The following is a 20202-nucleotide window of genomic DNA, read 5'->3' on the forward strand; positions in this document are numbered from 1 at the left end:
CAACCGAACACCGTTTTAGGCGTCGAGCCGTAACCAGCCGGTATGACTGACCCCGCCGAACTCGACGTGACCATCGTCGACGGCTACGTCGACGAGCCCGCTCACTTCGGGGTCCCGCCGTACATCTCGACGTACCCGCGCTACGCCGCCGGCGCGCTGGTCGACGTCGGCGTCCCCGAGTCCAGCATCACCTACCACACCATCGACGAGCTGCGCGAGGACACCCACCTGTGGCGCGACGTCGAAGACGCCGACCTCATGGTGTACGTCGGCGGGATGACCGTCCCCGGGAAGTACGTCGGCGGCACGCCCGCCGAGCCCGACGAGGTGCGAAAGCTGGCCTGGACCGCCGACGGTACCTCCATCATCGGCGGCCCGGTCCGCTTTGGCGTCGGCGAGGCGAACGAGGGGGCAAGCGAGACGGCCCGTGACGACCTCGATTTCGACTTCCTCGCGATGGCCGACATCGAGGCGGCCGTCTACGACCTCGTCGACTCAGGGCTTGAGGGGTTCAACGACCGCTACCGCGACATCGAGGAGGAGACCCGCTGGGCCCGTGCGGGCGCCTTCGTCGTCGAGCAACACCCCAACCACCCCGACTACCTCATCTGCGAGATGGAGACCTCGCGGGGCTGTCCGTACCGGTGTTCCTTTTGCACGGAGCCGATGTACGGCAACCCCGACTTCCGGCCGCCCGAGAGCGTCGTCGACGAAGTCGATGCGCTCTCGGACAGGGGCGTCGCACACTTCCGACTGGGCCGGCAGGCCGACATCCTCGCCTACGGCGGCGACGGCGAAGCACCTAATCCCGACGCCCTCCGGCGGCTCTACGGCGGCATCCGGGAGGTCGCGCCCGACCTGGAGACGCTCCATCTGGACAACATGAATCCCATCACCGTCGTGAAGTGGCCCGAGAAGGCCCGCGAGGGGATTCGGATTATCGCCGAGCACAACACGCCCGGCGACACGGCCGCGTTCGGACTGGAGTCGGCCGACCCCGAAGTGATGAGCGACAACAACCTCAACGTCACCGCCGACGAGTGTTTCGAGGCGGTGAAGATAGTGAACGAGGTGGCCGGCTTCCGCCCCGGTGGCGACCGCGACTCGGCGCCCAACTTCGGCGACGACGCCGCCCGGCGGCTCCCCAAGCTGCTGCCCGGTATCAACCTCGTCCACGGGCTGAAAGGCGAGCGCCGGGAGACGTTCGAACACAACAAGAACTTCCTCCAGCGCGTCTACGACGAGGGGCTGATGCTCCGGCGGGTGAACATCCGGCAGGTGATGGCCTTCGAGGGGACCGACATGGCCGAGACCGGCGCCGACATCGCGAAAGACCACAAGCAGCTGTTCAAGCAGTACAAACAGGAGGTCCGCGAGACCATCGACAACCCGATGCTCCAGCGGGTCGCCCCGCCGGGGACGATACTCCCCGACGTGCACCTGGAGTACCACCAGGACGGCAAGACCTTCGGCCGACAGCTCGGGACCTACCCGCTGCTCGTCGGGCTGCCGGGCGAGCGGGAACTCGGTCGGACTATCGACGTGGCCATCACCGACCACGGCTACCGCTCGGTGACCGGCGTCCCCTACCCCCTCGACGTCAACAGCGCCTCGATGGCGGAACTGGCGACGGTGCCCGGTGTCGGCCGGAGCCGGGCCGGCGATATCGTGGTCGGTCGCCCCTATGAGGCGGCCAGCGAGGTCGGTGCCGACCTCAGACAGTTCATTACCACGGAGACGCCCGAGGGGGCGGACTGACACAGACCGTCGTAGCTCTGTCCCAGGAGTCGTCCGAACTCGGGCTCGGTGGTACCGGGAAGCGACGATGACGTTCCGTCTGAGCCGACCGACACAGCGGGGCCCGGACGCCGCTCCGGTCGGTCACCAGCCGGTCCCCGACCGGTCGCAGTCGATCGATTGGTCCCTCGCGTGATAGGTGTGGTAAGCATAGTATAACGCCCACAGAAGCGAACGGAAGCTACTTTTGTCTCGACGGCGCAAAGAGTGTCAATGAACGATATCGAGGTGAGTGTCGTCCTCCCCGCGTACAACGAGGAGGACACCATCGAGCGGACGGTGATGGTCACGCTCGATACTCTCGCGGACTTTCTGCCGGCGGACGCCTTCGAGGTCATCGTCGCGGAGGACGGCTGTGACGACCGAACGCCGGACATCGCGACCCGGATGGCCGAGGAGGACGACCGGGTCCGGCATATCCACAGCGACAGCCGGCTCGGTCGAGGCGGAGCCCTAGAGTACGCCTTCGAGCGGGCTCACGGCGACACGCTGGTGTACTTCGACACCGACCTCGCGACGGACATGCGCCACCTCGAAGAGCTCGTCGAGAGCGTCCGCTCGGGCGGGTACGACGTGGCCACCGGCTCGCGGTGGCTGCCCGAGAACCGCGCCGACCGTCCCGCGAAACGCGGCGTGCCGAGCATCGGTTTCAACACGCTCGTGCGGACCCTCCTCCGCTCGGACCTGCAGGACCACCAGTGTGGCTTCAAGGCCCTCTCCCGGACCGCCTTCGAGAACCTCGGCCCGAAAGTCGAGGACGAACACTGGTTCTGGGACACCGAGCTGCTCGTGAAGGCCCAGCGGGAGGGGTACCGCGTCAAGGAGTTCGCCGTCGACTGGGAGCCAAAGGGCGACTCGAAAGTCGACATCGTCCGGGACGTCTTCGGGATGGGGAGCCAGATTCTCCGCACCTTCTGGGAGCTTTCGGTCAGCCCGCGCATCACCCGTCGGGTGTCGATGGGCGCTGGGACGCTGCTGGTCGTCGTCGCCTTGCTCCTGATGACGCAGTATCTGAACCCACAGACAGTGCTTTCGGAGATGGCCGGCGCCTCGCCCGGCCTCGTCGCCGTCAGCGCGCTCATCTACGCCGTCTCGTGGCCGCTTCGCGGGCTGCGCTACCGCGACATACTGGACTCGATGGGGTTTCACGAGAAGTGGGGCTTTCTCACCGGCGCGGTCTTTATCAGCCAGACCGGCAACCTCGTCTTCCCGGCCAGACTCGGTGACGGGGTGCGCGCCTACGTCGTCAAGGCGAGGCGCTCGATTCCGTATCCGTCGGGCTTTGCGTCGCTGGCCGTCGAACGCGTCTTCGACCTGCTGACCATCACCGTCCTGGCCGGGACGGTCATGCTGGGACTGGCCGCGACCGGCTCCGCCGGCGAACTGCTTTCCGCCGTCACCGGCAACGCGGTCGGCGGCGACACCGCACAGAGCGGTCAGACCGCCGTCTACGTCGCCGCAGCCGTGGGGCTTGCCGCTATCGGCGCCGTCGTCGCCATCGTCGCCAGCGCCCGCACCGACGCCAACTTCGTCCGTGCGACCATCGGCCGGCTGAGCGAGGATTCCTACGCCGACTACGTCGCCGGCGTCGTCGAGGGATTCGTCGCCGATATCCAGACCGTGACCGCCGACGGGCCGGCTTTCGCCCGCGTCGGTCTGGGCAGCCTGGCCATCTGGGGACTGGACGTGCTGACCGCGCTGGCGGTCTTTGCGGCCTTTGGCTACTCGCTGACCCCGTCGCTGGTCGCCGTCGGCTTCTTCGCGGTCAGCGTCGGGAACCTAGCGAAGGTGCTCCCGCTGACCCCCGGCGGCGTCGGGCTCTACGAGGGGGCTTTCACCATCATCGTCGCACCGCTGACACCCGTCGGCGTCACGGCCGCACTCAGCATCGCCATCGTCGACCACGCCGTCAAGAACGCCGTCACCATCCTCGGCGGCGTCGCCTCGATGGCGTGGCTCAACGTCTCCCTGACGACCGCCGTCGAGGAGTCCCGGAGCGTCGAGGACATCCAGCCCGAAGCGGACGACTAGCGAGGGGGCGCCCGCTGGGCGAAACCTCGACCAAGCGCAGCGGTGACCGAAGGGAACCGCGAGCAGCGGGGAATCGAGCGTAGCGAGATTCCTCGGAACGGTCGAGCAGAGAGGGACCGAAGGTCCCTCAGGCAGTCGGACAGCGGAGCTGTCCGACGACGGCGGAGCCACGAGACAGCGGGGACTCTCTTATCGCAAGAACGGGCCGAAGGCCCCGGCTACGGCGTCGGTAAGTGCGTCCGTCCGACTCACGCGCCCGGCGGTGTAGACGCCGATAGCGCCTTCCTGTCGACCCAGTTCCTCGCGGCCGAGTTCGTCGTCGAGGACCGGCCCGAGTTCCTCGCCGTCCCGGAGTCGCTCAGCCACGGGGTCGGGGAGTCGAATCGACGGGCCCGCCCCGAAGTGGGTCGTCGTCCCGTCGGTGACGGCGGCCCACATGATGAGCCACAGTCCCGCTGGCGTGTCGCGCTCGGCGACGCCGCCTTCGATACCGACACCGTAGTCGGCGTCGGTCGCCGACAGAGCCGCCTCCGCGCGGTTGGTGGCGCCACGGACCGTCTCCGCACGGCCCCGTGGCTGTTCCGGGACGCCGGAGTCGACCCCGAGCGCCGTCGTTTCGGCCTCGGCACAGACGCGCTCGACCGCGGTCACTTTCACCGGGTTCTCGCTCCCGATTGCGACGTACATGGACGGGAAATCTACCGTATGGATCATGATAGTTGTTATTTGAATGGTGGCACTACCGCATGTAGATCGGTCGTAGGTGGCGTGAGACTGTCGTCAGCCACCCCATACCACAATTTTTAAATGTCTTTCGGACGGATTCAGTTTTACCGATTGCCTCCGGGTTCCTCAGCAGTGTACTGTGCCCGGTGAGCCCCCGCCATCGCAACCAATGAACGAGCAAACACGAACGCGACAGCACACAGAGGAAACAGAGACGGAATCGACCGAGTCGACCTCGACGGCCTGCCCGGAGTGTAGCGGCTCGCTGGTCATCGACGACGAACACGGCGAGACGGTGTGTGAGGACTGTGGCCTCGTCGTCGAGTCCGACGAGATAGACCGCGGGCCGGAGTGGCGCGCGTTCGACTCCAGCGAGAAAGACGAAAAGTCCCGCGTCGGCGCGCCGACGACGAACATGATGCACGACAAGGGGCTGTCGACCAACATCGACTGGCGCGACAAGGACGCCTACGGCAACTCCCTGTCGGGCAAGCAGCGCCAGAAGATGCAACGGCTTCGCAAGTGGAACGAGCGGTTCCGAACCCGTGACTCCAAAGAGCGCAACCTCAAGCAGGCCCTGGGCGAGATAGACCGCATGGCCTCGGCGCTTGGCCTGCCCGAGAACGTCCGCGAGACGGCCAGCGTCATCTACCGCCGGGCGCTCGACGAGGACCTCCTGCCTGGCCGGTCCATCGAGGGCGTCTCGACGGCCTCGGTCTATGCCGCCGCCCGTCAGGCCGGTGTCCCCCGGAGCTTAGACGAGATCACCGAAGTGTCCCGCGTCGAGAAAAGCGAGATCGCCCGCACGTACCGTTACGTGGTACGGGAACTCGGACTCGAAGTGAAGCCGGCCGACCCCGAGAGCTACGTCCCCCGCTTTGCCTCCTCGCTGGAACTCTCCGACGAGGCCGAACACCGCGCCCGCCAGCTGCTCCAGAACGCCAAAGAGCAGGGCGTCCACTCGGGCAAGTCCCCGGTCGGACTCGCCGCCGCTGCGGTGTACGCCGCCGCACTGCTGACAAACGAGAAGACCACACAGGCCGCCGTCAGCGAGGTCGCCGACATCTCCGAGGTCACCATCCGCAACCGCTATCACGAGCTGCTGGAAGCCGAGCAGGACCTCCCTGTCGCCTGAAGTAACCGGCACTTTTTTCCCGCGGAGAATCACCGCTGATAACCGCGGAGGTACGTTTAATTCGGTGGCCAGACGCGTTCAGTACATGGCTACGGACTTCGGCAGTGGCGGTCAGGGGATGGCAGACACCGACAAGGAACTCGGGAGTGCTATCGACGAGCTGTTGCGCACGTCCGAGAACGTCTCGGGGAGCTCACAGGAGATAAGCGACCTCGCGAACCAGCAGTCGGACAACATGCGGGAGGTCGCCGGCGAGGTCTCGAACCTCTCGGCGACGGTCGAGGAGGTCGCATCCAGCGCGAACCAGGTCCAGCAGGTCAGCGAGCGCGCACGGGAGCTTGCGGACAAGGGACGGGACGTGGCCGACGACGCCATCGACGCGATGGAGTCAGTCGACGAGGCCAACGAGATGGTCTCCGAGGACGTGAAACAGCTCCGCGGGCGCATCGACGAGATCGACGAGATCGTAGAGGTCATCAACGACATCGCAGACCAGACGAACATGCTGGCGCTGAACGCCTCCATCGAGGCCGCCCGCGCCGGCGAGGCCGGCGAGGGGTTTGCCGTCGTCGCCGACGAGGTCAAATCGCTCGCCGAGGAGTCCCAGCAAAACGCCACGGAGATCGAACAGCTCGTCTCGAACATCAAGGCCGACACCGAGGACACCGTCGAGAGCATCGAGGAGGCCAACGAACAGGTCGAATCGGGCATCGAGCAGGTCTCAGAAACCGTCGAAATCCTGCGTGACATCGACGAGTCGGTCCAGGAGGCCGCCCAGGGCGCCGAGGAAGTGGCGTCGGCCACCGACGAGCAGGCCGCCTCCACCGAGGAGGTCGCAAGTATGGTCGATATGACCGCAGAGAACGCCGAGGAGGTCGCCGAGGAGATAGAGGAGATCGCCGCGGCCAACGAACAACAGACCGCGAAGATAAACGAGATACAGTCGCTGGTCGACGAACGGTAAGCACAAGTCGGGGCCCCCGCATCGACCCGTATGGAGACGCGCCACCGGGCTATCACCGGCGATGCCCGCGAGCTGCCGCTTGCCGACAACAGCGTCGAACTCGTCGTCACCTCACCGCCGTATCCGATGATAGAGATGTGGGACGACATCTTCGGGGCCTTAGACCCCGACATCGCCGACGCGCTCGGCGCCGGCGACGGGGACCGCGCCTTCTCGCTGATGCACGACGTGCTCGATACCGTCTGGGCCGAGCTGGCACGGGTGCTCGCGCCCGGCGGCATCGCCTGTATCAACGTCGGCGACGCGACCCGGTCGCTGTCGGACGGCTTCCGCCAGTACCCCAACCACGCCGAGATAACCCAGCGGCTGACCGACCACGGACTGCGGGCGCTGCCGGACATCCTCTGGCGGAAACCGACCAACAGCGGCGCGAAGTTCATGGGCTCGGGGATGGTCCCGCCCAACGCCTATCCGACGCTGGAACACGAACACATCCTCGTCTTCCGCAACGGCGAGCGCCGCACGCTGGAGCCCGGCGCCGACCGGCGCTACGAGAGCGCGTACTTCTGGGAGGAGCGCAACGAGTGGTTCTCGGACCTCTGGGACCTCCCCGGTGAGACCCAGGACATCGACGACGGCCTGCGGGACCGCTCGGGCGCCTTCCCGCTCGCGATTCCCCACCGCCTCGTCTCGATGTTCTCGGTCCGGGGCGACACCGTGCTGGACCCGTTTCTCGGGACCGGCACGACGACGCTCGCGGCGATGGTCGCCGGTCGCGACTCCGTCGGTATCGAGCGCGACGCCGACCTGCTTGCGGCCCTCGACGACCGCGTCGACGGCGTCGGCGAGCGCTCGCGACGGGTCGCCCAGCAGCGCCTCGACGCCCACCGCGAGTGGGTGAGCCAGCGCCGCGCCGACGGCAAGGAGCCGGGGTACGAGGCCGAATACTACGATTTCGCCGTCAACACGAAACAGGAGCGACGTATCCGCTTCTACGCCGTCGACGGCGTCGAGCGGACCGACGAGGGGTACCGCGTCACCCACGTCCCCGTCGAGTGATTAGGGGAGGAGCCCCGCGAGAGCCTCAAGCGGCGACTCGTCAGTAGTCGATTCCGTCGTTGGTTCAGCCGTCGTCTCAGGCGTCGGTTCGGCTGTCGGTTCAGCTGTTGGTTCTGGTGTCGGCTCCGGCGTCTCAGTCTCCGTCGGTTCAGCCGTTGGTTCTGGTGTCGGCTCCGGCGTCTCAGTCTCCGTCGGTGTCTGTTCGTCGGTTTCCGGCGGTGCCTCCACGGTGATAGCGAGCTGTTCCGTGCCGTTCAGGGAGACCGGGCGGCCATCCTCGGCGGTGCCGGTCAGCGTGTAGGTTCCCGGTTCGAACTGCTCGGTGACCGTCTCGCCGGCCGGTGCGTTCACCGTCACGTTCTCACCCACCTCGGGTGCGGCTGTGACAATCACGTCGGTTTCGTTCGGATTTTCGAGCGAAACGGTCTGGTTGTCGACTTCGACAGTCAGGTTCGCCGGCGGGAGCGGCGGTTCGCTGATGGTGATATCGAGCGTTGCCGAGTCGTTCAACAACACCGAGCGGCCGTCGTTGGCCTCTCCAGTCAGCGTGTAGTTGCCCGGCTCAAGCGTCCCAGTCGTCGTCTCGCCAGCCAGTGCGTTCAGCGTCACGTTCTCTCCCGCATCGGGGGCAGCCGTGACAGTCACGTTCGTTGCACTCGGGTTCTCGATTGAGACGTTCTGGTCGTTGACGTTCACAGTCAGGTTTGCCTGCGTGAGCGGGGCATCGCTGACACTGATATCGAACGTCTCCGAGCCGTTCAACAGCACCGAACGGTTGTCCGCAGCCGTCCCGCTCAGGGTGTAGGTGCCCGGTTCGACCGGCTCGCTGACCGTCGCGTTGGCCGGCACGTTCAGCGTCGTGTTCTCACCCGCATCGGGGGCAGCCGTGACAGTCACGTTCGTTGCACTCGGGTTTTCCACCGAGACGTTCTGCCCATTGACGGCGACGATCAGGTTCGCCGGCGCGAGCGGCTCGGCGCTGACACTGATGTTGAACGCGTCCGAACCGTTTAGCAACACCGGGCGGCCGTCGTCGGCCACTCCAGTCAGCGTGAAGTTGCCCGGCTCGAACGGCTCGGTGACCGTTCCGTTGGCCGGCACGGCCACGGTGCGGTTCGTGCCGTCCTCGGGCACCGCAGTCACGGTCACCGACGTGTCGGCCGGGTTCTCGATGGAGACGTTCTGCCCGTCGACTGCGGCCGAGAGATTCACCGGCTCCTCGCCCTCGATTGTGATGGCGAACTGTGCGGAGTCGTTCAACAGGACAGTCCGGTTCCCGGCTTCTCCCGTCAGCGTGTAGGTACCCGGCTCAAGCGGCTCCATCGTCGTCGCCCCGGCGGCCGCGTCGATACTCACGTTCTCGCCCGTCTCGGGCGCCGCGGTCACGTTCACCGACGTGTCGCTGGGGTTCTCGATGGAGACGTTCTGCCCGTCGACTGCGACGGCGAGATTCACCGGTTCGGCGGGCGGGCCCTCGATACTGACGGTGACCTCGTCCGACCCGTCGATAGGCACGCTCTCCCCGTCCACCGTCTCGGCCGTCAGCGTGTACGTCCCGGGGTCGAGTCGCTGGCTCGCCTCGAAGTTGCGCGGGACCTCGAACTGGGTGACGGCGCCGTCGTCGGCGCTGGCGGTAACTCGCACGCGGTCGTCGTTCGGGTTATCGACGGTTAGCGTCCGGTTCTCGGCAGATGTGCGCAGGCTCTGGAGTTCGGGGCCGACCGAGAGGGTGAGTTCGTCACGGCCGGCAATCTGGACCGTGCGGCCGTCGCTGGTCTCGGCGGTCAGCGTGTACGTCCCGGAGTCTAACTCCACCGTCGTGGACTCGCCGGCGGCCAGCGTCGCCGTCTGTGGGTTGTCCTCGCCCGTCAGCGTCACGGTCACGGCCGCGTCGTTGGGGTTCGCGAGGAAGACGCCGCCGTCGCCGGCCGACGCGAAGAGGCTCCGGAGGCCGTCATCGTCGTCATCGCCGTCAGTGGACCGGTCGGATTCGACGCCGCCGCTTGCGTACACCTCGATGGTCTGTTCGTTGAAGATGTTTATCTCCGCGGCCGTCCCGGCGGCGTCGGCAGCGGCGCCTTCGGTCTGTATCTGTATCTGCTCGACCGTGACCGTCTGGCGCTGTATCAGCGAGAGCGCCCCCTCACCGGCCCCTCTCGCGGCCGACTGTATCTGCGTGACAGTCGCGCGCTGGTACTGCGAGACGGCGCCGCTCGCGGCGCTCTGTGCCGCGGTCTGTACCTGAACGATGGTCACCTGCTGAATCTGGACGACGGTCCCCTGGCTCGCCCCCGCGGCGGCGGCCTGAATCTGTGTGACCGACGCGTCCTGGCCGGCCGTGAGCGCCCCGCGGGCGGCACCGCGAGCGGCGGCCTGGACCTGCGTGACTGACACCGACTGTACTTGGGTGAGCGCCCCCGACGCGGCGCCCATCGACGCTTCCTGTATCTTCTTGGGGTCCTGGTCGCCGGCCCCCTCGGCGCCGCCACCGGCCGCGCCGAACGCCGCCGCCTGTAGCTGCGTGACCGACACGGACTGGTTCCCGGTGAGCGAGCCGTAGGCGGCCCCCTGTGCGGCCTCCCGTATCTGGGACACCGTCACCTGCTGGGCCACGTCGCCGGCGGCGCCGGCGGCCGACCCGACGGCGGCGTACTGGAGCTGCGTGACGTTCACCCGCTGGGACTGGGCGACCGACCCGTGGGCCGCGCCGTAGGCCGCGGACTGCAGCTGCACCGACTCACCTGTCTGTGACTGCGAGAGCGCCCCGGCGGTGCTGGCGTAGATGCCGGCCTGGAGTTGCGTGACGTTCACCGACTGGCTCTGGAGCAAGGCCCCGTGGCTCGCTCCGGTCGCGGCAGCCTCGATCTGCCCGACGGAGGCGTTTTGCTGCTGGCTCGCCGCCAGCCGGGCCGCGTCGATGGCCGCCTGGCGCTGTTCCTGCGTGACGTTTACACCCTGTTGCTGGGTGAGGTTGATACCGGCCCGCGCGCCGCGGGTCGCGGCGGCCCGCTCGTCCTCGGAGAGGTTCGGAGACTGGTCTGGCCCGGTCGCGTTGACCGACGCGAGCGTATCGAGCCGGTCGCTCACGACCTCGTAGTCGACGGCCCCACCGGCTTGGGATTCCCCATCTACCTGCTGAGTGCCGGCCCCGAGCTGGGCTCCCGACACCGAGACGGCACTGCCAAGAAGCAGGGCGACGAGCGCGAGCGTCAGCGCCCGTGTCATGGGTCCACCCGCCGGCGTCGCCGTGTCCAGTTGGCTGCTCCGGTCCGGTCGCGGTACACGCATCTGTGTCTCATGAGAGACGGTGCCAAACCAGCGTAGATAAACCCGACAGACCGTTGTTGTGTCCGGTCGACCTTACGGTAGCGATAGGGACGGCGAACCGATCACAGACCGGGACGCAGTGGTACGCAGACGGCGACGAGAGCAGGGTGACACCGACGGGATTTTGGCCCGCATCCGCGAAGCCCGGATATGGATTTCAGTTCGTTCCGGCTGCTCGCGGCCGGTGCCGACCTCGCGATGGAACCCCACGCGCGGGCCGACGCCGACGGTGTCGAGCTGCGGATGGACTTTGCCGCCGACCCGCTCGACCAGCTCGACGCCTACGACGGGGAGCTGCCGGTGCTTGTGACCAACCGCGTCGCCTGGGAGGGCGGGGAAGCAGACGACACCGCGGAGCGACTCGACGCGCTAGAGCGGGCCGTCGAGTTCGACGCCGTCACCGCCGTCGACCTCGAACTCGACGCGCTCTCGGACGAGGGCGACCACGACGCCGGTCGGGTCGCCGACCACGCCCGCGAGCACGGGGCGTCAGTCGTCGTCTCGACCCACGACTTCGAGGCGACGCCCGAGCGAGCGGCCATCGTCGACCGGCTCGAACGGGCCTGTGCGTACGGCGACGTCGGCAAGATGGCTACAACGGCGCAGTCGTCCGACGACGTGCTGGCGATGCTGGGCGCGACACGGGACCTCACCGCGGCCGGCGAGACCGTCGCGACGATGTGCATGGGCGAGGCGGGCCGACACTCCCGTGCCGTCGCGCCGCTGTATGGCTCGCGCATCGGCTACGCGCCGGTCGACCCCGAGGCGGCGACTGCACCGGGCCAGTACGACCTGTCGACGCTGCGGTCGCTGGTCGAACAGCTAGAGAGCGAGTGATCGCACCGCCACCGGTGTGACCGGCCGCTGTCCCGGGTTCGGAAGATATAGGGGTGTCCCCGCTAGATTCGGGGAGTATGACCGATACCGGACGCAAGCGGCCGTGGCTCGCCGCCGTCCTCGCGTTCATCTACCCCGGCCTGGGGCACGTCTATCTCCGGGAGTGGCTGCGAGCGGTCCTGTGGTTCGGGCTCGTGTTCAGCACGACGACGCTGCTGATCAACGATTCGGTGATGGCACCGCTGAACGACGGGCTCTCCGTCGATGGGCTCGTGGCCGTCGCCCAGAGCGTCCCGACGGAGGCGACGGTGGTCCTGTTCGTCATCACTGCCTTCTCGATGGCCGACGCCTTCTACATGGCCACGCGGGGGAACGCGGAGACCGAGGTCGTCGAGGGGACGAAGTGCCCCCACTGCGGGAAGGAACTGGAGGAGGACCTCGACTTCTGTCACTGGTGTACGACGCGGCTGGACCAGCCCGTCGAGCCCGAGAAGTAGCCCCGAAAAAAGCGGTCCGAGCGGTTATTTCTCGATGATGCTCTCTTCGATCTTCTCGCCGAAGTGGGTGGCCGTGTCCTCGTAGTGGACCAGTATCTCGTCGCCGGCCTCCAGGTCGGTGATCGCTTTGCGGCCGTCACGTGCGTGGACCTTGATGGTCTCGGCGTTCTGTAGCAGCGTCTCGATGCGGTCGCCCTCCTCGGTCTCGGCCTGGACCCGGAACATCGGGCGTTTCTCTATCTTCGCGCGGCCGACGATGGCCTCGCGGGTGTGGCCCTCCTCGTCGACTATCTGGACCTCGTCGCCCGACTGCAGCTCCGAGAGGTACTTCGTGCCGCCGTCGGGCGTGCGGACGTAGGCGTGGACCGCGCCGGCGTTGACCCGGAACGGTCGGGAGGCGACGTAGGGTGATTCGGCCGTCTCGGCGTGGACGAAAAAGAGCCCGCGGGCCATCGAGCCGACGAGCATCCCCTCGTCGTGGTCCATCAGGTTGCCCGTGTCGATACACACCCGGTCGGCCGACCCGGTCTGTTCGACAGCCGTGACGGTGGCGTACTCCAGGTCGACCTGCTCGCGGCCCGCCTCGTCGCGGACCTCGACGGTCTTTCGAATCTCGTCGACGTCGTCGGTGTCGAGCAGGACGCCGTCGGCGCCAAGCTCCAGCGTCTCGTAGGCTGTGCGGGCGTCTTCGGCGGTCTGGACGCCGGTGATGAGTTCGGTGTCCTCGCCGACCCGGGCGATGAGATTTTCTAGCGGGATTATCTGCCAGTCGTCGCCGATGACGATGGTGTAGTCGGCTTCCGCGGCGACGGCCTCGGCGAAGGCCTCGTAGTCCTCGTCGAAGATGCGGACGTAGCCGCCGTCGGGCGCCGCCCCGTCGCGCCGGAGCGCCGAGAGGTCGGCCGACCCCGAGAAATCGGTCGGGAGGTCGACGGTGCCGTCGCCCTCGCCGTCCTTGCCGACGACGGTGGCGTCGGCCTCCGAGTCGCCCGCTTCGGCCTCCATGACGTGGGCGTCGCCGTTCGCGAAGGCCGCGATGTTGACCTCACCGAGTTCCCGTACCTTCTCGACGTCCGCCTTGTCGACCAGTACCCAGTCCACGCCGGCCTCCAGCCCGGCGGTGATGCGTCGTCTGCGTGTCTCCCAGTCGCCGACGTCGCTGTCGGCCTTGAGCCAGACGGTTCGTGTCATACGCTCACGATTGCGACGGCGGGGCTTGAACGTGGCGGATGCCCGAGAGTGGTCGACGGGGCGTGGTCGGTCATACTGGTGGCTGTAACAAACTGAAGTAATTGGCCACCCCGGGGTGGCGAATATCTTTACGAACTTACAGCCACCAGTATCAGTCCCGGTACCAGACATCGACGTGATGGTCGGGACCGTACGACTTGCCGACGATATCTAGCCCGCCGTCACCGGTCATGTCGGCCAGTTTCGCCTCGTGGGTCGGGACGCCCCGTTCGACGACGTGTTCGGTGAACCGGCCGTCGCCGTGGTTCTCGAAGAGCAGCTGTTCCGGGGCCTCCGCCTCGCCCAGGGACATCTCGCCGACGTAGATGTCCGGGTAGCCGTTACCGGTCACGTCCGCCGTCTGGAGGCTGTGTGGGTTGAACAGACCGTCGCGGAGTATCTCGGGCTCGCCGTCGGGGTAGTCGACCCACGCCAGCCGTCCGGGGTGGGTCCCGAACGTCGGCGAATCCCCCTCCGAGAGGACGATTTCGGGCTCGCCGTCACCGTCGAGGTCGGCGACGGCGACGCGGGTGTCGTCCCAGCCGGTACAGATGTCGTCGCGGGCCCACCCGTCCTCGTGGCGGTGGTAGACGTTCGTCCCGGCCACGATTTCGGTTCGGCCGTCACCGTCGACGTCGGCGGCGGCGAGTCCCTCACACCGACGGTCGTCATCGAGGACGTGGCAGTTAGCGACCGGCCAGGGCTCCCGGAACGGGTCCGCCGGCACGTCGTAGTAGAACACCGACTCGGCGTCCTGGGAGAGCCCGACGAGCTCCGGCTCCCCGTCGTCGTCGACGTCCGCGACGAGCAGGTCGTGGTACTTCTCGAAGGCGTCGGTGATGTGGTGCTGTCGCCACGGCTCCCGCGGGTCCGCGGGCTGTTCGTACCAGTAGAGGTCGGACTTGCCAAACCCCTGTCCGACGACGAAATCCAGCCGCCCGTTCCCGCTGATGTCCGCGAGGTCGCTCCCGACGCCGGGGTGTAGGTTGAACTCCGTGGCGAGAGCGTGGCGCTCCCAGCCGGGGTTCTCGTACCAGAACACGTTCGTCTCGAACCGGAGCGCGAGCCGACTCGCCGGACCGGCCATCGGCAGCTGGACCGCCGTCCCGGCGATGGGGACGGTCGGCTCCCCGCCCATCCCAACAACGATGACGTCGGGGCTGCCGTTGCCGGTCAGGTCCGTCGTCTGGAGGCTGTTGAGTTTGCTACAGGGCGGGTGGTCGTCGATGCGTTCGTGCGTAAAGTCCAGCGCGGTGTCGGCTCGCTCGGCTGCGTGCTCCATGCCGTTCGTTTCACGGTCGCTCGCCTTCGTTATATGAGCGCTAACCCACCTCGACCGGCGTCTGATACCGGAGAGCGTGTGATTCGAAGGCGTCGATCCCGTTTTCGATTGGGACCGAGGGCTCCGGCGGGTCGTCGTTTTCCAGGACGACCCACTCGGCCTCGGTCGCGGCCGCCGCCTGGATTGCCGCCGCCACGTCGACGTCGCCCGCGCCGATGGGTGCGGGTCGCTCCTCCGGGTCGGGACCCGGCGACGCCACAAACTCGTCTTTGACGTGGACGAGCGTCGACCGGTCGGCGGTCGCGTCCAGCACCGCGGTCGGGTCGAAGCCGGCGACCCGAACGTTGCCGACGTCCGGCTCGACGTGGACCGCGTCCGTCCGGTCGAGGAAGTACGCGAGCCCAGTCTCGGCGAACGCGTCCGCCGTCGGCGGCGACGTGACCCTATCGAGGAGGTGTTCGGCCGCGGTCCCGGCCATCCGTCGGCCCGTCGCTAGCGGCCCGGCGTCGCGCTGGTCGCCCGGCGGGGGAAGCGGGGTCGGATTGAAGACGCCGGACGCGATATCGAGGGGAGCCGGCGTCTCGACCCGCTGGAACTCGAAGCACTGGTTGTGGTAGTGAAGCGAGACGCCCGCCTCGGACAGCCGCGCCGCCCGCTCGTTGACATACTGCGCGAGACGCCGGACGCGAACTGGAGTCCGGAAGTGCGACGGCGACACGTGCGCGATAGCGACGGCGTCACAACCGAGTGCCCGGCACGTTTCGATGACCGCAGGGAGCCGGTGGGCGAGGTCGGCCAGCCGCACGTGTATCCCGACCGCTTCGAGCCCGGCGTCGGCCAGCTCCGTGAAGAGTTCGTCGGCGTCAGCCGTCGGCGGGCTGGCGAACTCGACTCCCTCGTAGCCGGCCTCGCGTATCCGGGACAGCAGGGCGGGACGCGGCGTCTCGGCCGCCCTGACCGAGTACAGCTGGAGCGCGGGTCGAACCATCGGTCACGGACTCACCGAACCCATACGCACAACGCCGTCCAGCGGCGGTATCAGTATACGGGCCCTAGAATCGCGGCAGCTACCGACGGGCCTAACGGTCACAGCCAGAAAACGGGGCCGAGCGGGTCAGGCTTCGACGGCGAGCCCGGCCTCGCGCAGCGCTTCGTCGGCGGCGGCGTCGTCGTGGACGACGCTGGCGACCGCGCGGGCTATCTGCTCCGGTTCCTCGTGCTGGAAGATGGACCGCCCCATGGAGATGCCCGAGGCGCCGGCGTCCATCGCCCCGCGGACCATCGAGAGGGTCTCCTCGTCGGTGCCTTTCGAGCCGCCGGCGATGACGACCGGCAGCGAGGTGGACTCGACGACGTGCTGGAAGCTCTCGGCGTCGCCGGTGTAGCCGGTCTTTACCACGTCGGCGCCGAGTTCCTCGGCGAGTCGAACGGCGTGGCCCACGGACTGGTTGTACGTCTCGTTGTCGGGGTCGATGTCCGGCCCGCGGGCGTAGGCCATCGCCAGCACTGGGAGGCCGTACTGGCTGGCTTCGGTCGTCAGTTCGGAGAGGTCCTCGATCTGGTCGGGTTCGTACTGGCTCCCGACGTTGATGTGGAAGGAGACGGCGTCGGCCCCGGCGCGGATGGCATCCTGGACGGTTCCGGTGACCCGTTTGTCCTGTTCGTCCGGGCCGATCGTCGTCGAGCCGTTGAGATGGGTTATAAAGCCAGCGTCGTTCTTGTTCGGGTGGACGCGGCCGGCGATACCGCGCTGGGTGAGAACCGAGTCGGCGCCGCCACGTGTCACCCCGTCGATCGTGGATTCGATGTCTTTCAGCCCTGTTACAGCCCCCATTGTGATGCCGTGGTCCATCGGGACAATGACGTATCGGCCGTCTGTCCCGATGCGTTCGAGTCGTGCGCGTTTGCCTGCAGTCATGTTATGGGAATCTGTGGCAAGAACGATTATGTGCGTTCCGGTTGCGGCCGTTCCTGTGCGCCCCGAAGGGCCCCCGTCTTTATCTCTCGGGCCAGCGCCTCCAGCCGGTCGGCGACCGCCTCGGTCGGGTCGCCGTTCTCCGCTCCCTCGGCGACGATATCGACCAGCGCGGAGCCGACGATGACGCCGTCGGCGCCCGCGGTGACGATGCGTTCGGCGTGGTCGCCGGTCTTGATGCCGAAGCCGACGGCTTTGGGCACGTCCCAGTCGGCGATACGGGCCAGGGACTCCTCGGTGGCGTCGTCGACGTCGTCGCGGGCGCCGGTGACGCCCAGGCGGGCCTGGACGTAGACGTAGCCCGACACCTGCTCGCGCATCCGTTCGAGCCGTTCCGGCGTGGTGGTCGGCGCGACGATGAAGACCAGGTCGAGGCCGAACTCGTCGCAGGCGTCCCGGAGCGGGCCGGCCTCCTCCGCCGGCAGGTCGGGCACGACAAAGCCCTCAATGCCCACCTCGGCTGCGTTCGCGACGAAGTCGCGGGGCCCCTCGCTGTCCCCGTACTGGTAGATGAGGTTGTAGTAGGTCATACAGACCAGCGGCACGTCTACGTCGAGGTCGGAGACGAACTCGAAGAACCGCTCGGGGGTCATCCCGGCCTCAAGCGAGCGGACGATGGCGTTCTGGATGGTCGTCCCCTCGGCGATAGGCTCGGAGAAAGGCAAGCCGAGTTCGATGGCGTCGGCCCCGCCCTCGGCCAGCGCCTCGACGTAGGCAAGCGAGTCCTCGTAGTTCGGGTCGCCCGCGGCGAGGTAGGGGACGAAGGCGGGTTCGTCGGCGAAGGCCGCTTCGAGCCCCATCAGAGGCCACCCCCGCCCATCCGCTGGAGGATGGACATATCGGGCGCGATATCCAGGTCGCGCTTGGTCGTCTCCTCGATGACGGTCTCTAGGTCCTTATCGCCCCGGCCCGAGACGTTGACGACGACGCTGTCGCCCAGGTCGTCGTGGTGTTTTTCGAGATAGCCGAACGCGTGGGCCGTCTCCAGCGCCGGGATGATACCCTCGTCCTGGGAGAGGCGGTGGAACGCCTCCAGCGCGAGGTCGTCGTCGACGTTGACCGGCTGCACCCGCCCCTCGTCGACGAGGTGGGCCAGTTCCGGCCCGACGCCGGCATAATCCAGCCCGGCCGAGACGGAGTGTGACTCCATGATCTGACCGTCGGAGTCCTGCAGCAGTTTGGTGCGAGCGCCGTGTAAGACGCCCTCGTCGCCGGTCGAGAGCGTCGCGGAGTTGGGGGCGACGCCCTCCTCCTCGTCGACCTGCAGCGAGGAGCCGCCGGCCTCGACGGCGTGTAGCGCCACCTCGCTGTCGTCCACGAATTCCGCAAAGGCGCCCATCGTGTTCGAGCCGCCGCCGGCACAGGCCACCACGTCGGTCGGGAGCCCGCCGGTCTTCTCGATGGCCTGCTCGCGGGCCTCCTCGGAGATGACGGCCTGGAAGTCCCGGACCATCTTCGGGAAGGGATGGGGGCCCACGACACTCCCGATGACGTAGTGGGTGTTCTCGACGGTGGTCGCCCACTCGCGCATCGTCTCGGAGATGGCCTCCTTGAGCGTGCCGCGGCCGACGGTCACCGGCACGACCTCGGAGCCGTTTATCTTCATCCGGAAGACGTTGGGCCGCTGGCGGGCGATGTCGGTCTCGCCCATGTATATCTCACAGGGCATATCCAGGTGGGCCGCGGCCATCGCCGTCGCGGTGCCGTGTTGCCCGGCGCCGGTCTCGGCGATGATGCGCTCTTTGCCCATGTATTTGGCGAGCAGGACCTGCCCGAGCGCGTTGTTGAGCTTGTGGGCTCCCCCATGCAAGAGGTCCTCGCGTTTCAGGTAGACGTCGGTGTCGTAGCGTGCCGAGAGCTGGTCGGCGTACTGCAGCGGCGTCGGCCGGCCGCCGAAATCGGCCAGCCGTGACCGGAACTCGTCCATGAAGCCGTCCTCGTTTTCGAGTACGTACCGCTCGTAGGCGTCGGCCAGCTCCTCGATGGCCGGCATCAGCGCCTCGGGGACGTACTGTCCGCCGTACTCGCCGAACTTGGGGTCGTGTGCGTCGTCAGTACTCATGTCTGTGTGTCCGTATCTGTCGCCGTCTCGGCTGCCGTCAGCCGCCGCGTGTTCTCGGTCACGTCCGAATCGCCGCCGTGGTCCATGATGGCCGAGCCGACCAGCAGGGCGTCGGCCCCGGCCGCGCGCATCCGGCGGACATCGTCCGGTGTGCCTATGCCGCTTTCCGCAATGAGCGTGACGGCTTCCGGCGCCGCCGTCGCCGCCTCGGGGAAGGTGTCCAGATCCACGTCCAGTTTCGCCAGGTCACGGTTGTTGACGCCGACGATGTCGGCCCCGGCCGCGACCGCGCGTTCGACCTCCTCGGCGGTGTGGGCCTCGACGAGTACCTGGAAGCCACGGTCGCGGGCCGCCGAAAGCAGGTCCGCCAGGGATTCAGTGCCCTCTTCCTCCAGAAACCGGACGATGAGGAGAATCACGTCGGCCTCGACCACGTCGAGCTGGGCCTCGTGGAGGACGAAGTCCTTCCGGAGGACCGGGACGTCGACGGCCTCCCGCACCGCGTCGAGCGTCTCGGCGGCGCCCCCGAAGTGGTCGGGCTCGGTCAGCACCGACAGCGCCGCTGCGCCGCCCGCGACCATCCGCTCGGCCAGTTCGACCGGGTCGTCGGTGCGCTCGCCGTCGGCGGTCGGGCTCGTCGGCTTGACCTCCGCGATGACCGGCACGCGGCCGTCGGCCTCGGCCCGCTCGAAGGCCGCCGGCAGCGAGCGCGCGTCGACGGTGACGCGTTCGCCCCCGCCGCCCCGTTCGCGGGCCGCCGCGAGTATCGACTGCACTTCCGGCGCCATTCGTCCGTTGGATCCCATTACTGGACACTAACGTACAGAAGTGTACATAAGTGTTGTCGTCCGGTGGGCCGGAACGGAGCTTTTTGCGGTCGGAGCGAGACGGGAGAGACGAATGGTCCCCGACCCACCGCCGCGGACGGCGATGCTGGCCGGCACGCTGGGGCTCGCCGGGCTGACGGGCTGGGCGGTGGCCGGCGGAGAGCCCCTCCCGCTGGTCGCCTTTCTCCTCACCGCGACCCTCACCGGGGCGGTCGGCGCCAGCGAGGTCGTCGCCGAGGTCGCCGCCTGGTACTACGTCCTCCAGAGCGCGGTACTCGGTCTGTTCGGCGTCGGGCTGGTACTGCTGGGCTACATCTCGCCGCTGGTCGTCGGGCTGACGGCCGCGTTCGCCCTCGCGGGAGTGGTCTTTGCCGTCAGATACAGCCGGTCGCGCCGGGCCGTCCCCCCGCCCGAGGAGAACGCCCCGTAGCCAATATTCAAGGCGCGGCAGGC

The 20202-nt window shown here is 67.7% G+C and carries 17 protein-coding genes; 8 read left to right on the forward strand and 9 right to left on the reverse strand.

The window, feature by feature from the left end; all coding sequences use genetic code 11:
* Nucleotides 1-42: 42 nt before the first annotated feature.
* Together VJ162_RS06330 and VJ162_RS06335 are read left to right on the forward strand one after the other, a co-directional pair.
* On the forward strand, nucleotides 43-1758 hold the full coding sequence (locus VJ162_RS06330) for a radical SAM protein (protein ID WP_324663143.1): 1716 nt from the start codon (nucleotides 43-45) through the stop codon (nucleotides 1756-1758).
* 252 nt (nucleotides 1759-2010) lie between these two features.
* Nucleotides 2011-3828, forward strand: a complete 1818-nt coding sequence (locus VJ162_RS06335; RefSeq protein WP_324663145.1) for a flippase-like domain-containing protein — start codon at nucleotides 2011-2013, stop codon at nucleotides 3826-3828.
* 189 nt (nucleotides 3829-4017) lie between these two features.
* Here VJ162_RS06335 and yjjX read toward each other — a convergent pair whose 3' ends face one another.
* Nucleotides 4018-4515, reverse strand: coding sequence for an inosine/xanthosine triphosphatase (gene yjjX, locus VJ162_RS06340; protein WP_324663146.1), 498 nt, complete (start codon nucleotides 4513-4515; stop codon nucleotides 4018-4020).
* 208 nt (nucleotides 4516-4723) lie between these two features.
* Here yjjX and VJ162_RS06345 point away from each other — a divergent pair, with 208 nt between their 5' ends.
* The 3 genes from VJ162_RS06345 to VJ162_RS06355 all read left to right on the forward strand — a co-directional run bounded on the left by VJ162_RS06345 (nucleotide 4724) and on the right by VJ162_RS06355 (nucleotide 7712).
* Nucleotides 4724-5689, forward strand: coding sequence for a transcription initiation factor IIB (locus VJ162_RS06345; RefSeq protein WP_324663148.1), 966 nt, complete (start codon nucleotides 4724-4726; stop codon nucleotides 5687-5689).
* An 85-nt stretch (nucleotides 5690-5774) separates the two neighbouring features.
* The gene (locus tag VJ162_RS06350; RefSeq protein ID WP_324663149.1) at nucleotides 5775-6653 is read left to right on the forward strand and encodes a methyl-accepting chemotaxis protein; all 879 of its coding nucleotides are present in this window, start codon (nucleotides 5775-5777) and stop codon (nucleotides 6651-6653) included.
* Nucleotides 6654-6683: 30 nt separating this feature from the next.
* Entirely contained in the window at nucleotides 6684-7712 is a 1029-nt protein-coding gene (locus tag VJ162_RS06355; protein ID WP_324663150.1) for a DNA-methyltransferase, read from the forward strand.
* Here the strand turns inward: VJ162_RS06355 and VJ162_RS06360 are convergent, their stop codons facing one another.
* A complete protein-coding gene (locus tag VJ162_RS06360) occupies nucleotides 7713-10937 on the reverse strand; it encodes a hypothetical protein (protein ID WP_324663152.1) in 3225 nt (1074 codons plus the stop codon). It lies immediately after the preceding gene.
* Nucleotides 10938-11189: 252 nt separating this feature from the next.
* Between VJ162_RS06360 and VJ162_RS06365 the strand changes: the two genes are divergently transcribed.
* Together VJ162_RS06365 and VJ162_RS06370 are read left to right on the forward strand one after the other, a co-directional pair.
* The gene (locus VJ162_RS06365; protein ID WP_324663154.1) at nucleotides 11190-11876 is read left to right on the forward strand and encodes a type I 3-dehydroquinate dehydratase; all 687 of its coding nucleotides are present in this window, start codon (nucleotides 11190-11192) and stop codon (nucleotides 11874-11876) included.
* A 77-nt stretch (nucleotides 11877-11953) separates the two neighbouring features.
* Nucleotides 11954-12373 carry a zinc ribbon domain-containing protein gene (locus tag VJ162_RS06370; RefSeq protein WP_324663156.1) on the forward strand — a complete coding sequence of 140 codons (420 nt, stop codon included), beginning with the start codon at nucleotides 11954-11956 and terminating at the stop codon, nucleotides 12371-12373.
* A 24-nt stretch (nucleotides 12374-12397) separates the two neighbouring features.
* Here the strand turns inward: VJ162_RS06370 and VJ162_RS06375 are convergent, their stop codons facing one another.
* From VJ162_RS06375 to trpC, 7 genes are all read right to left on the reverse strand, one after another.
* The gene (locus VJ162_RS06375) at nucleotides 12398-13564 is read right to left on the reverse strand and encodes a 3-dehydroquinate synthase II (protein WP_324663159.1); all 1167 of its coding nucleotides are present in this window, start codon (nucleotides 13562-13564) and stop codon (nucleotides 12398-12400) included.
* Between the two features lie 151 nt (nucleotides 13565-13715).
* Nucleotides 13716-14885, reverse strand: coding sequence for an FG-GAP repeat domain-containing protein (locus tag VJ162_RS06380; protein WP_324663160.1), 1170 nt, complete (start codon nucleotides 14883-14885; stop codon nucleotides 13716-13718).
* A gap of 40 nt (nucleotides 14886-14925) precedes the next feature.
* Nucleotides 14926-15873: a sugar phosphate isomerase/epimerase family protein gene (locus VJ162_RS06385; protein ID WP_324663161.1), complete on the reverse strand. Its 948-nt coding sequence runs from the start codon at nucleotides 15871-15873 to the stop codon at nucleotides 14926-14928.
* 126 nt (nucleotides 15874-15999) lie between these two features.
* Nucleotides 16000-16803, reverse strand: coding sequence for a 2-amino-3,7-dideoxy-D-threo-hept-6-ulosonate synthase (locus VJ162_RS06390; RefSeq protein WP_324663162.1), 804 nt, complete (start codon nucleotides 16801-16803; stop codon nucleotides 16000-16002).
* A gap of 26 nt (nucleotides 16804-16829) precedes the next feature.
* Complete coding sequence (trpA, locus tag VJ162_RS06395; RefSeq protein WP_324663163.1) at nucleotides 16830-17660, reverse strand: tryptophan synthase subunit alpha; 831 nt, start codon at nucleotides 17658-17660, stop codon at nucleotides 16830-16832.
* Nucleotides 17660-18922: a tryptophan synthase subunit beta gene (gene trpB, locus VJ162_RS06400; protein WP_324663164.1), complete on the reverse strand. Its 1263-nt coding sequence runs from the start codon at nucleotides 18920-18922 to the stop codon at nucleotides 17660-17662. Before trpB ends, trpA begins: the two co-directional genes overlap by 1 nt.
* Entirely contained in the window at nucleotides 18919-19728 is an 810-nt protein-coding gene (gene trpC, locus VJ162_RS06405; protein WP_324663166.1) for an indole-3-glycerol phosphate synthase, read from the reverse strand. The genes trpB and trpC overlap by 4 nt, the downstream gene beginning before the upstream one ends.
* A gap of 94 nt (nucleotides 19729-19822) precedes the next feature.
* Between trpC and VJ162_RS06410 the strand changes: the two genes are divergently transcribed.
* Entirely contained in the window at nucleotides 19823-20179 is a 357-nt protein-coding gene (locus VJ162_RS06410) for a hypothetical protein (protein WP_324663167.1), read from the forward strand.
* The last annotated feature ends 23 nt before the right edge of the window (nucleotides 20180-20202 follow it).

The sequence above is a fragment of the Haloarcula sediminis genome (assembly GCF_035656455.1).
Taxonomy (GTDB): domain Archaea; phylum Halobacteriota; class Halobacteria; order Halobacteriales; family Haloarculaceae; genus Haloarcula; species Haloarcula sediminis.